Below are 10,982 nucleotides of genomic sequence, written 5' to 3'. Positions count from 1 at the left end.
CAAAGTAGACCGCCGCGCACTCTGGCAAACTGCGGCGCTCCTGGAGTGATAGCGATGGCAGGGTCAAAGGATTAACAACTTGAATGCTCATTTCCGAACTTCCTGCTGTTCTAACTTTTTGAGTGCTTCATCCAAAATTTGTTCAGTTAACAGACTCATAGTTGTACCCAAGCGAACAGCTTGAAGTTTTAAGCGAGTTCTAAGGGACTCTTTTATGTCCGTTTGCAGGACTACCGTTTTTTCTTCTTGTGACATTACCAGCATTAGCAGCACTTAAAACAATTATCGCTTAAACAACATTGCTAGTCATACTACCATGCTATATTGCTAACAATGCTAGCAATACAAATATTACTGCTAGCCTAAATGCGCCCTAGAGCGGGGTCGAGACCGCTACTAGGACGACTACGACCCAATCGTTAACCGTTTAGCCCACGATTAGGAGGCAATAGAAATGATATCGCGTCGCGAGCTGCTGGCTAGTTTGCCAGTGGTGCTAGTTGCTGCTGTCACACCAAAAAGGACTGATGACTATTCCCCATTACCCATTCCCCAATTTCGCATCGGTCAGCGAGTTAAAACCTGGCATGACCTAGAAGGCTTCCCCGAACTGGTGGAAGAAACAGGCACAGTTAAGGGCTTGTGGTGGCAGCCGGAGGGGTGGCGAATTGAAGTTGGTTGGGTGTATCACGTCTGGTTTCCGCCCAATCAATTGCTAGAGAGTGATACCTACTGGGCAGACATACCAGAGTTTGACCTAGAAGCTTGTTAACCGCAAAAGTTAACCCAGGGGTGCTTGCCCCTGGATTATACGCTATGAATTTGTTTGAGTTGACACCAAATTAAAACATGATACACCCATCAAATCTTTTCACATTAAGTGACTACGTTCGGTTAGTGGGGCATCTGCCTTACACTCCTCCAGTGCTTTTTGACTCTAAAGGCGAAGAAGAGATTTTTAGAGCCAAAAGGGTAAAGTACATGGGGGCATCATACTGGTTAAAAAACATACTTTTAGGTGAATGGTTGCCCAAAGACGAGAATTGGTATTTGTTCCAGGATTTAAAATTGACTGCCAAACAGTTAGCGACTTACTTTCATCTGGCTACTGAGGTTTACAACAACACACTTAACGAAGAAATTTTGCAATTGCGATCGCCGGCTTCATTGTGGTTTCGGGTATGTGTTTCAGCGAGTGAGATTGACCTAAGAACATCGGGTGTACTGGGAAAACCTGCATTAAAAGGCAAAAAACAGACATTAAAGGGAGTTACCGAGGTTTACTCACAATTGCAGAGTCTATCTTTTAAGGCTAGAGAATACCCCACAATTAATTGTCCCACAACGTTATTGCTGTTTGAAGCACAGGAGATCGCCAGACAAGACACCAGGTTTTACAAGAATCAATTAATACCTTTTATTAGACAGATGCGGAAGCATCAAAGGACTATCGAGCGGAATAGCAGCTACCAGCGTTACTACCTCTTACCCAATGATGAAATTCTCTTTACAGAAAAGGATGTGAAATTGTCAAGCTATAAACCATAGAAAAGTGCAAAAAACGATGTAACGAGATTGTTACAAAAAACGAATATGCTGTGCAAAACACAATCACCAAGACATTTACCCAGTAAGGGTTGTAGGATATTCACAGTCTGAAAACTACTCAACAAAAGAAACCATCTCAGAGTTTGATTTACAGCCAACGTAACATCCAATGTAGTATTTTTGTATTGAGCCGTCACACGTCAATACAAAGAATGTTTCTATTGCCGTATCAGACGGCATTAAAGCGTTTTGGTAGAGGAAAATTTGATTTTGTACACCCAATTCAAGATGGGGATAACTCGAATTTCCTAATAGGATTTGGCACGTGCAAAACCTTGTAAATCTTATATGGGATGTATTTGATTGATGGGTAGAGGGTTCAGATGTATGCTTGGATAAAGCAATTTTCGCGGAATTCTGCATTTTTATAAATGCAAAATTCTTAGACAACAAAACTGAAGAAAAGGTCTTGTAGTTGAAAGTTGCTAACTTTCTTAAAGTCGATTTCCCCCACCATTATCCAGAGGTCAACCGTCCTGTAAAAGCCGCACCAGAACAACAAAACAAGACCACAAAACAAATGTGCATTCAGGCTATCAAGTTCTGGGGTGGGATAACAAGGGGGAGATCAAACTTTAAGAAAGTTAGAGCGATCGCTACAGCACTGGAGTAACCAGTTTTGAGTAGTCATCATCACATGCAGCTATCGCTCAAATATGAAAAATAATAATATCACGCTTCCAGTAGCAGCGCACCATTTAGCAGAGTGGACAGAACGTAGTGGAGTCAGTGAAGAAATAGCAGCGCTCAACATCGAGTCACTGACAGCCGACGAACTCAACGCTAGGGTTAAACCCAAGTACCCAATTCAAACACCGGGTTGGTGGTGTCGGGGAGTGAATTGGCGTAACGGTCAGCCGATGGGAATGTTTTACGGGCAAGCCAAGCCAGATGTTGAACATGTCATCGACCCGAATAAAAAACCAGCCAAGTACATGACCGCTAGCGGCATGGAACCGGATGCGATTTTTTTGAGAATGCCGGACAAGGATTATTGGGCAAAGGTTTACGCCGATGAAAGCATTGTGCGGGTGTGGACGGAGGGAGTGAAAAAAGCGGCGGCGGGCTTGACGCTGATGCTAGCGACAATTGCCTTAACTGGGGTGTGGAACTGGGGGAAAGATGGCAAGTTAGCGCCAGAGGTTGAGCGATGGGCACAGCCGGGGACGAAACACATCATTGCTTTTGATAGCGATTACCGAGATAAGCCCTCGTGCCGTCAAGCCATCATCAAATTTGCCAAGCTCCTAGCAGCCAAAGGGTGTGAGGTGTTGATTGCAACGTGGACAAAGGAGCATAAAGGAATGGACGATTTTATAGTTGCCAATGGCGATGACGCATTTCATGAGGCTTTAGCTAATGCCGAAACGGTGAAGCAGTGGGAGAAGCAATTTAAAAAATCACCGGATGACAACACTGAAAAGAACCCACCCGCCGACAGGATAGCCAGAGAAATCGCAGAAGAATACCGCGATAAACTCGCCTATAACAATGAGACAGGATGCTGGATGTTGTATGAGGCTGAGTATAAAGGCGTATGGACGCCGCAAACCGTTGAATATGTTGAATCAATCATCGAAATCATCCTAGAAAGTAGAAATATTGTTGGTTTTAACAGCTACGCTTACATTACCAACGTTGTCAAAATAATGCGTTGCCGCTTGTTGGTTTACAAGTGGGATGAGCGATCGCCAAAGGAAATGCTGCCATTTATCAACGGCGTGTTAGATATCGCCACAGGTCAACTACACCCACACTCACCCGGCTATCGCTTCACTTGGCATCTACCAAGGGAACACAAACCCCAAGCTGGTGACTGGCCAACAATTAATAATTTTTTGGATCATCTTGCAGCTGGCAACGAAGCAATCAAAAATTTGCTAATTTGCTACTGCAACGCGGTTATTAAAGGACGGCACGACCTCCAAAAGTTTTTACACCTCATTGGCTTGGGCGGAACTGGTAAAGGAACCTTTGCCCGGTTACTGGTTTCGCTGATTGGCAAGCAGAATGTTCACTCCACAACTCTAGAAGACTGGCTGGGTAACAGGTTTGAAGGGGCGAACGCCTATAAAAAGCGCCTGGTGTTGTTCCCAGATGAGGACAAGCAAACAGGGAAGCTGGGTAAATTCTTGAGCCTGGTTGGTGAAGATGACATCCGGGCTGAGGAGAAAGGTAAGAAAGCTTTCCTTTACCGCTATGACGGTATGGTGTTGGTACTGTCGAATGAGCCGATTTTTGCTGGTGGCAGTGCCAACCGAGTAAAGCGGCGGGTGATTACTGTGCCATGCAATAACTCTGTAGCAGTGGTGCAACTCGACTTAGAAACGCAATTCGAGCCGGAACTGTCAGCGTTTACCAACTATGTTCTGAGCATCCCAGATGAACAAGTCGCCAACACGCTCTTAGGTCGCACAATTCCCGAATGTACTTTGGAATTTTGGGAAAACAGGATGCGGGTTGATTCAATCGCAGCTTGGATCAACAGCCACGTAATTTACGACCAATCAGCCCAAACAGCCATCGGCGCAAATCGCCATGAGGGAGCGAACGGCGAACAGGTCGTTACCTTGTTTGGCTCCTATAACCGCTACTGCCAAAACACTGGTAACAGCCCCAAGGCTCACAATAACTTTTCACCCGATTTGCTGGAGTTATGCAAGTCTGTTTTAGGCTGGGATGTCGAGCGCAAAGTCACCAAAACAGGGAAATTCGTTAAAGGGTTGCGCCTTAGAGTCGCTGGAATTGATGATCACATTCCGACCCACGACTACGCACTTTTACAAAAATTGTCGTTTGGTGACGGGCTAGGTGACGAACTCGTTGACGACCTGGAACCCTTGCTAGATAAGGAAGGTGACGAAGGTGACGACTTTATCTCTACTCAGATGGAGATTTCAGAAATTACTAATCCCAAAAATTTGAATAATTTAAATGGTGTTGGCTTTCGGCCTTCACCTCCGTCACCATCCTTAAATACCAAGGGTTTTCAACTGTCAGCGAGTCCGTCACCAGCACCGTCACCAGCAACGAGCGAGTTGATTATTGGTGTAGGGCGTAAAGCTGATTACTGTGGTGAAATGGTGGAGATAGTCGGTTGGGAGAACAGGGGCGCAAAGGTACAAATTCAATTTCCTGGCGGTCAGATGAGATATGTGAAGCGGGGAAGCCTGAAACCACCTAAGAGCGAGAACCCTTAGCTAATGTGTTAGTCACACATACCAATTTTCGGAAAGGCTTAACCTTTCTAGCAGTTTTGACCGTATGCAACTCAAAACTTGCAGCCGGAGAAGTTAAGTAGTCCAGTAAATTGTTGTCAAAACTTGCAAGCGGATAACCTAATGTAGTCCGGTAAATTTTCGTCAAAATTCGCAGGCGGATAACATATGTTGTCCATTAAATTTTTGCAAATGCTTGCAGCGAGTTTGTCAAAGTTTATACACTTATCTAAAACGGGAGTGTGTTTAGTATGACTGTACTAGGAAGGCGAATGAGCCAAAACAAGGCACTGCACCTAATGGACGCTGAAAAGCCCGGTCAGCAAACTTGGTTTACATTGTGCGGCCGCAAGATTCGTGCCAGCCACGCTCTACCGTTGCAAAAGTTTGATTTTGGTGAGGAGTGCTGTACAGTCTGCGTCAGGATGCAACGCAGTAATAACTTGCTGCACCAAAGGCTAGGGGCGGCGTGAGTGCGCGGCTGATGGTCAGAAGTAGAAAACGTTATTCTGATGGGTTAACCTGTCAGAAAAATGTTCTGGGGACAAGTATACTAATCGCCACGAACTGAGTAAGAATTTACCATTGCCAAGAAGCTATGAGGCCGCGGCTAAACTGCCGTTAAAATCCGTAGACGATTTTGGCCAGACCTATTAGGTTTCTAGCGAATTTGTTCGTACACTTTTTTTCAGCGGAAAGGTTAAACCCTTCGGGTGTTTTTTGATGGGTTTTTCTGGGTGACGAACGGTGAACTTGGTTTCTTTGGGGTTAATGTCGAAGAGACTAACTCCATTGCTGGCACTGCAATTTTTGCAAATATTAAACCAGTCACAAGTTAACTTGCCGAAAAAATATTAGCGTGAATTAAAAATCATCCCAAACAGTTCCCGATACTTGAGAACCCCTATAGGGTTTGGAAATTGTCGTGATGTTCTTGGATGCTTCCAGGGGATAGGGAAAGGTATAACGTTTCCAAAGTACGGGACGTGTTAGCATCCCGTATTTTCATTTACGTTTCGCATCGGGGAAACCTTAAGAGATCCAAGCAGTGGGAAACGCGATCGCATTTCAGAACGCAAGGAAACTTTCAAAGTTTCCGAAAGTCTAGAACGATGCACTGTCCTTTGTTAGTACCCTATGGGTACTAATCAACATTTTGGTGAGTTAAAACCCAATTACAGAAAGTGCTTTGTGTCGTTCTTCAGGTGTCATTTTAATGTCATACGGAATTTCACACGATGGGAACTTACCACCACGTATTGCTGTTCTTCCATTCCACTCAGGCTTGAGCTGCTCGTGCAGTTGCTTTTCCAGTCGTAGGGGAGTTTCTGACAAAATATAGTATAAATTGGCACGAGGAAAGCATTCTAAGGCAATTTGCAGTGGGATATGCCTTTGTGTTAGTCGCCGTTTGAGGTTGTCGGCTTTGCCAATGTAAAGCCAGCGTTTACCCACTTTAAAACCATAAACCCCAGAGCTTGAGGGAATGTTGTTGAGAGCCAAAGATAACCACTTGCGTCTCATATCAAAACTGAAGAGTAAGCACGGCATTCAGGAGTTGTTCTGGCGACACTTCCAAGTACTTTTGCAACACACCGAGGTCGTGATGCCCGCTAATTTTTTGGATGGTACGCAACGGGACGCCAGCGCCGCTCATCATCGTCAGTGCAGTGCGGCGGAAACTGTGGGTACTGACTCCTTCTACCCCTATACGCTGACAAGCTGCTTTGAGAATTCGGTCGGCGGCATGGCGTCCCAGGGTTTCGCGGATGCCGCGCTTGCCGGGAAAGTACCATCCGGTTTTGGGGCGGTAATCGGCAAGTATGGCTTCCAGGGGCGGGGTGACGATAACTTCTCTGGTGTCGAGTTTGCCCTTAGTATTACCTTTTCTAAAGACGATGGTTTGCAGTTTCACATCCGAGGTATGTAAATGTAAGGCTTCGCTGATTCTGCAAGCTGTGTACAAGCAGATGCCAAACAAAGCGCGATCGCGATTTGAGGTAAACCCATCTTTGAGTAAGGCTCTCACTTCTAAAGAGGTGAGGATTTTGGCTTGTCCGTTCCCGGCGACTTTCATGGAAAGAGTAGAGATGCAATCTAGAATAAGTAACATAATGCAGGTTTTGTAGATTGCAGGGGTAAAAGCTTCATTTTTCGTTATCTCATGCCCAAGTCTGGCGGCGGTTCAACCAAACTTATCAATTGCTAACACACTGAAGCCACGAGAGAATCAGGCTTTGAGGCTTTTTGAATAATTTGTTCTTATATGCGGGGACTCTATCTGCATTCCTGTGTAAAAGATTACAAATCTGGGCATCATGAATACAGGTGCAAGCAAATCTCCCCATGAAAAAAACTTTTTGCAAGTCTGCTAGTGATGCTGCTAGTTAGTAGTTGTTCTGTCCAGGCGCGAACGCAACAAAATTCTTCTACAAAGGCTTCAGGAACAACCGATTATCCAAAAGCCTTGGCATTAAAGGATGGGAGAAAACAACCAGCGGAGATTGATGTTTACAGGCAGCAGTTTCAAAAGCTAGAAAAACTCTGCATTGAGAATGACGGTGATTTGGCTGGCATGATCTACACAATTGCCAAAAAAGGAAAAGCAGCGGGTTACGAGTGGTCTACAAATATCGATACCTTGAATTCTTTTGTTCAAATGGCAGAAAGCGGCTTCGAGCGTAAACCAGCGCGTTGCATGGAAGTTTATCTTGCACTGCACAAAAGCCTGCAAGAAGAATCAAGCGACTCCAGCAAATAAAACGCCGACGATCGCCCTTCGATTTTGTACGCAATCGGCGGCGGCTGGTGGAGTGCGTTGCAAGTTGCAGTGACTTCCGGCTTCAACTTACAACTTCATTAACTAGCTGGTGGAAGTTGGAAGTTGGGTATTGGAAGTCAGCGATGCCTACGGCGGGCGGGTACGCCATCGCGTTTTAGTCAACGACAACTCGATTAAGGGTTAAGGCCCAATCGGGAGAGTTAGCGATCGCGCTGTAACTGCGTTGAAAATTGCAACGCAGTCACAGTGCAATTTTCAACGCACTGCAACGGAGTAAAGCCAATTAATTGCCTTTATCTAAGTCGTGCATAACGTGGTTTTCTGCCTTCCAAGTAAAAATCCAAGCCAATTGGCTTCACTTTTAGTTGTGCATAACGACGTTTTGCGCCTTCCAAATAGGAACCCGCGATAGATGCTTCTGGGGTCAAGTAGGGATTTCTAATTGTGCTGGCAACGATACTAGCGATTCTAGGATGGGTTTGCTTATTCATTGTTTTAAATGAAAAACTACAGTTCTAAAGTTCCTAACCCGTCCATGTTTTTGAGCAAAGTATTAGCGAACAACTTCTTCACCCTTGGGGTGAATTCACAGCCGACGGTTTTTGAAGTTGCCGGATAAATGTATCGATTGCCTTTCCGGCTGTTGACTGCCTACCTATTTTTAACTTGGTCAAAACGCGATCGCGGATTGCTGAATAGTCTGGTGCAAGAGAGTTACCTACTTCCTTCTGTAACTCAAGATTCTCCTGTTTGAGTCGTTGAATTGCAGTTTCAGCTTGCTGCAATTGCTCGTTCTTAATTCGCAATTCCTCTGTTGTGAGCCAGTGTTTGGGTCTTAGTTCCAACATTTCTTGGTTCAATTCATCAGCTTTTTGGAGTTGCTCGTCCTGGTTTTTAATTCGTTTGTGTAACTTCTCGTTTTCTTTCTGTAACTCTGTGATTTGGCTTTGTAACTGGCTGATAACCTCGCTATTAGCTAAAGTTGAATCTTCGTTGCTTTCTTGCCCGGTAGCGCTAGTGTTGCCGTCTACCGGGCTTTCAATTTTCCCAGATTAGCAACCTCCTGGCGCAGTTGGGAGAGCGCTTGCCAGAGATGATCGACATCGGCTCTAGTTACAGATGATTTGTCTGTAACTGAATTATTTACAGTTACAGACTTGGGACGTGATTCAGTTGGGACATTCAATAAGCTGGCTATTTCCTCCAGCTTGGCAGAGGTCAACTCAGAAGCCTTGCCAATATATCGCTTATGTAACTTACCTTGCTGCTTTCTGTAACCATACCAGTATTCGCCCTCTCTCCTGGCGGTGAACGGGGAGTCATCGCCCACAGGACAGTAGCGAAAAGATTTTTGAGTTTCTAGCCATTCGAGCCATTGCGGTGATTCGAGGTCGATGCTTGACCCCGAATCTGACTCTAATATTCCCTGCACCACCGAGCAGATTTTATTAGTCATCTTAGTTACATAATGTCCATGTAACCATTGTATATGTAACCAGACTAGTTACATAAAAATTTCTGGTATTAGTCAGGTAGAAAATTATTTTCTAATCGCTAAAATCAATTGTCACAGAGAGTTTCAGGGATTTTCACCCCCAATTTTATGCTTTTTTCAGTTGTTGGGGAGCAGTCTCTCAATAGTCTGGCTATTGGTGGTGCATAAGTGGTGTATTGTCCTTGTGTAACCCCTCTATACCTGGACTATAACAGCACTATACTAGGGTCTTAGTTCTACTTTAATGGGGTTATAGTCCTTGTATGGTCGGACTATAACCCCTCATTGCTGCTGCAATACCCTATATATTGAGTGACTATTGACAGTTACCTATTAGTTACATATTGTAGTTACACAGGAATAGTTACATAGGGCTTAGGTAACTGGTTGAGCAAGTAAGACGTAGCGCCGCATCGCTCCCACTCACTACCCACAGCTGATGGTTAAACGATCATCTGTCCCGAAGAAGTGCGATCGCTTTTTTGGGTCAAATCTGGTTCAATGATTCCAGATACCTGATGCTATTCAACTGCCACTGCTGCCATTGCCATTGCGCTGTTGCCCTAGCAGATATTCCCAGATGCGGCGAATTTCAGCCTGAAATACCTCGCGGTCAGTTTCGGCGTTTTGGATGGAGTGCATGAGGATATCTGTGAGGCTGTGGATTTCTTCGGTGTTTTGGCGAACTGTTTCTTGGAGGGACAGTTGATTGGTGGTCAGCGTTTCAAGGATGCGCTCGATGCGGTCTAGGCGGTCTGGGGTTGCTTCGCTCATGCTGCATCTTTGTCTTTGGTGGCTTCCTGTTCCATCTGCTCTTTAACAGTGCCACTGAGAAGAAAAGCTGCAAGATTAGCTAATGATCTTCCTTCTTTGGCTGCACGTTCAACGATCCGCTGATAAATTTCAGGTTCTAAAGTTACGGCTATTCGTCCTTTCCCGTTTTCAACATTGGGAATAGGACTATTGTTAAGAATTGGCTGAAAGTGCCTAATCAGAGCTATTTCAATTATGGGTAACAAAACTGGATCACTGCACTCTAGCCAAGCAATGCGAATGCCATCGCCCATCGCTGTTAGCTGAGTCCATCGGTGATGAGCAAGCCATCTTTGAGCCAAGTTGTTTGCTCTACCAATGTAAAGGATTTCACTGCTGCTGTTTAGTACAAAGTAGACCGCCGCGCACTCTGGCAAACTGCGGCGCTCTTGGAGTGACAGCGATGGCAGGGTTAAGGGGTTAACAGCTTCAATGGTCATGCTGCTGAATCCTTTGTGTTACTAGCTTCTTCCAGTTGCTTTGCATCTATAACATTGAGAAGTATAGCGGCAGCAAGATTGCCTACAGCCCTATGTTCTCTTTTTGCCCATTCCTCCAGGAACTCAGCTTTGTCGGGAGGTAAAAAGGCTGTGATACGTCTATTGTCAGGAATACGGGCGCGATTCAGAGTTGGCTGAAAGTGTTCAATCAACGCTGCCTCAATTTCCAAAACCAAAGCTGGTTCGCTGCACTCTAGCCAAGCGATGCGGATGTCATCACCCATGCTTATCAGCTGATGCCATCGGTGGTGAGTAAACCATCTTTGAGATAAGTTTACAGTTCCCCCAATGTACAGAATCTCATCACTGCTGTTCAGAACAAAGTAGACCGCCGCGCACTCTGGCAAACTGCGGCGCTCCTGGAGTGATAGCGATGGCAGGGTCAAAGGATTAACAACTTGAATGCTCATTTCCGAACTTCCTGCTGTTCTAACTTTTTGAGTGCTTCATCCAAAATTTGTTCAGTTAACAGACTCATAGTTGTACCCAAGCGAACAGCTTGAAGTTTTAAGCGAGTTCTAAGGGACTCTTTTATGTCCGTTTGCAGGACTACCGTTTTTTCTTCT

15 protein-coding genes are annotated in these 10,982 nt (G+C 45.1%); 6 read left to right on the top strand and 9 right to left on the bottom strand.

Features of this window, described 5'->3' with window-relative positions; genetic code table 11:
* Positions 1 to 87: 87 nt before the first annotated feature.
* Positions 88 to 255, bottom strand: coding sequence for a hypothetical protein (locus VF06_RS41845; RefSeq protein WP_180267650.1), 168 nt, complete (start codon positions 253 to 255; stop codon positions 88 to 90).
* A gap of 199 nt (positions 256 to 454) precedes the next feature.
* Between VF06_RS41845 and VF06_RS38215 the strand changes: the two genes are divergently transcribed.
* From VF06_RS38215 to VF06_RS38195, 5 genes are all read left to right on the top strand, one after another.
* Entirely contained in the window at positions 455 to 772 is a 318-nt protein-coding gene (locus VF06_RS38215; RefSeq protein WP_099072581.1) for a hypothetical protein, read from the top strand.
* A 77-nt stretch (positions 773 to 849) separates the two neighbouring features.
* Positions 850 to 1,548 (top strand): hypothetical protein, encoded by a 699-nt coding sequence (locus VF06_RS38210; RefSeq protein ID WP_099072580.1) that lies wholly within the window; start codon positions 850 to 852, stop codon positions 1,546 to 1,548.
* 475 nt (positions 1,549 to 2,023) lie between these two features.
* Entirely contained in the window at positions 2,024 to 2,221 is a 198-nt protein-coding gene (locus tag VF06_RS38205; RefSeq protein ID WP_099072592.1) for a hypothetical protein, read from the top strand.
* Between the two features lie 43 nt (positions 2,222 to 2,264).
* Positions 2,265 to 4,808 carry a DUF3854 domain-containing protein gene (locus VF06_RS38200; protein ID WP_099072591.1) on the top strand — a complete coding sequence of 848 codons (2,544 nt, stop codon included), beginning with the start codon at positions 2,265 to 2,267 and terminating at the stop codon, positions 4,806 to 4,808.
* A 290-nt stretch (positions 4,809 to 5,098) separates the two neighbouring features.
* The gene (locus VF06_RS38195; RefSeq protein WP_143861890.1) at positions 5,099 to 5,299 is read left to right on the top strand and encodes a hypothetical protein; all 201 of its coding nucleotides are present in this window, start codon (positions 5,099 to 5,101) and stop codon (positions 5,297 to 5,299) included.
* A gap of 691 nt (positions 5,300 to 5,990) precedes the next feature.
* Here the strand turns inward: VF06_RS38195 and VF06_RS38190 are convergent.
* Positions 5,991 to 6,350 (bottom strand): hypothetical protein, encoded by a 360-nt coding sequence (locus VF06_RS38190; RefSeq protein WP_099072589.1) that lies wholly within the window; start codon positions 6,348 to 6,350, stop codon positions 5,991 to 5,993.
* A 1-nt stretch (position 6,351) separates the two neighbouring features.
* Positions 6,352 to 6,939 carry a tyrosine-type recombinase/integrase gene (locus VF06_RS38185; RefSeq protein WP_244918252.1) on the bottom strand — a complete coding sequence of 196 codons (588 nt, stop codon included), beginning with the start codon at positions 6,937 to 6,939 and terminating at the stop codon, positions 6,352 to 6,354.
* Positions 6,940 to 7,203: 264 nt separating this feature from the next.
* On the opposite strand from VF06_RS38185, the gene VF06_RS38180 reads away from it, so the two are divergent.
* Complete coding sequence (locus VF06_RS38180) at positions 7,204 to 7,587, top strand: hypothetical protein (protein ID WP_099072587.1); 384 nt, start codon at positions 7,204 to 7,206, stop codon at positions 7,585 to 7,587.
* A gap of 314 nt (positions 7,588 to 7,901) precedes the next feature.
* On the opposite strand, the gene VF06_RS38175 is transcribed toward VF06_RS38180, so the two are convergent.
* The 6 genes from VF06_RS38175 to VF06_RS38150 all read right to left on the bottom strand — a co-directional run bounded on the left by VF06_RS38175 (position 7,902) and on the right by VF06_RS38150 (position 10,826).
* Positions 7,902 to 8,099 carry a hypothetical protein gene (locus VF06_RS38175; RefSeq protein WP_099072586.1) on the bottom strand — a complete coding sequence of 66 codons (198 nt, stop codon included), beginning with the start codon at positions 8,097 to 8,099 and terminating at the stop codon, positions 7,902 to 7,904.
* Positions 8,100 to 8,177: 78 nt separating this feature from the next.
* Positions 8,178 to 8,456 carry a hypothetical protein gene (locus VF06_RS38170; RefSeq protein ID WP_099072585.1) on the bottom strand — a complete coding sequence of 93 codons (279 nt, stop codon included), beginning with the start codon at positions 8,454 to 8,456 and terminating at the stop codon, positions 8,178 to 8,180.
* Positions 8,457 to 8,635: 179 nt separating this feature from the next.
* On the bottom strand, positions 8,636 to 9,064 hold the full coding sequence (locus VF06_RS38165) for a DUF6788 family protein (protein WP_099072584.1): 429 nt from the start codon (positions 9,062 to 9,064) through the stop codon (positions 8,636 to 8,638).
* 564 nt (positions 9,065 to 9,628) lie between these two features.
* Positions 9,629 to 9,877 carry a hypothetical protein gene (locus VF06_RS38160; RefSeq protein WP_099072583.1) on the bottom strand — a complete coding sequence of 83 codons (249 nt, stop codon included), beginning with the start codon at positions 9,875 to 9,877 and terminating at the stop codon, positions 9,629 to 9,631.
* Positions 9,874 to 10,356, bottom strand: coding sequence for a ribbon-helix-helix domain-containing protein (locus VF06_RS40015; protein ID WP_143861889.1), 483 nt, complete (start codon positions 10,354 to 10,356; stop codon positions 9,874 to 9,876). Before VF06_RS40015 ends, VF06_RS38160 begins: the two co-directional genes overlap by 4 nt.
* Complete coding sequence (locus VF06_RS38150; protein ID WP_099072582.1) at positions 10,353 to 10,826, bottom strand: GIY-YIG nuclease family protein; 474 nt, start codon at positions 10,824 to 10,826, stop codon at positions 10,353 to 10,355. The genes VF06_RS40015 and VF06_RS38150 overlap by 4 nt, the downstream gene beginning before the upstream one ends.
* Between the last annotated feature and the right edge of the window lie 156 nt (positions 10,827 to 10,982).

The sequence above is a fragment of the Nostoc linckia z4 genome (assembly GCF_002608075.1).
Lineage (GTDB): Bacteria > Cyanobacteriota > Cyanobacteriia > Cyanobacteriales > Nostocaceae > Nostoc > Nostoc linckia.
Note: the sequence above shows the minus strand (reverse complement) of the source record. Positions and strands in the feature narration are given on the sequence as shown.

What these genes read in the sequence shown, in the direction of transcription:
- VF06_RS38150 (WP_099072582.1), bottom strand. Translation starts at nt 10,826, where the DNA reads ATGAGCATTCAAGTTGTTAATCCTTTGACCCTGCCATCGCTATCACTC.
- VF06_RS38180 (WP_099072587.1), top strand. Translation starts at nt 7,204, where the DNA reads ATGCTGCTAGTTAGTAGTTGTTCTGTCCAGGCGCGAACGCAACAAAAT.
- VF06_RS38195 (WP_143861890.1), top strand. Translation starts at nt 5,099, where the DNA reads ATGAGCCAAAACAAGGCACTGCACCTAATGGACGCTGAAAAGCCCGGT.
- VF06_RS38210 (WP_099072580.1), top strand. Translation starts at nt 850, where the DNA reads ATGATACACCCATCAAATCTTTTCACATTAAGTGACTACGTTCGGTTA.
- VF06_RS38215 (WP_099072581.1), top strand. Translation starts at nt 455, where the DNA reads ATGATATCGCGTCGCGAGCTGCTGGCTAGTTTGCCAGTGGTGCTAGTT.
- VF06_RS38185 (WP_244918252.1), bottom strand. Translation starts at nt 6,939, where the DNA reads ATGTTACTTATTCTAGATTGCATCTCTACTCTTTCCATGAAAGTCGCC.
- VF06_RS40015 (WP_143861889.1), bottom strand. Translation starts at nt 10,356, where the DNA reads ATGACCATTGAAGCTGTTAACCCCTTAACCCTGCCATCGCTGTCACTC.
- VF06_RS38190 (WP_099072589.1), bottom strand. Translation starts at nt 6,350, where the DNA reads ATGAGACGCAAGTGGTTATCTTTGGCTCTCAACAACATTCCCTCAAGC.
- VF06_RS41845 (WP_180267650.1), bottom strand. Translation starts at nt 255, where the DNA reads ATGTCACAAGAAGAAAAAACGGTAGTCCTGCAAACGGACATAAAAGAG.
- VF06_RS38160 (WP_099072583.1), bottom strand. Translation starts at nt 9,877, where the DNA reads ATGAGCGAAGCAACCCCAGACCGCCTAGACCGCATCGAGCGCATCCTT.
- VF06_RS38175 (WP_099072586.1), bottom strand. Translation starts at nt 8,099, where the DNA reads ATGAATAAGCAAACCCATCCTAGAATCGCTAGTATCGTTGCCAGCACA.
- VF06_RS38165 (WP_099072584.1), bottom strand. Translation starts at nt 9,064, where the DNA reads ATGACTAATAAAATCTGCTCGGTGGTGCAGGGAATATTAGAGTCAGAT.
- VF06_RS38170 (WP_099072585.1), bottom strand. Translation starts at nt 8,456, where the DNA reads ATGTTGGAACTAAGACCCAAACACTGGCTCACAACAGAGGAATTGCGA.
- VF06_RS38200 (WP_099072591.1), top strand. Translation starts at nt 2,265, where the DNA reads ATGAAAAATAATAATATCACGCTTCCAGTAGCAGCGCACCATTTAGCA.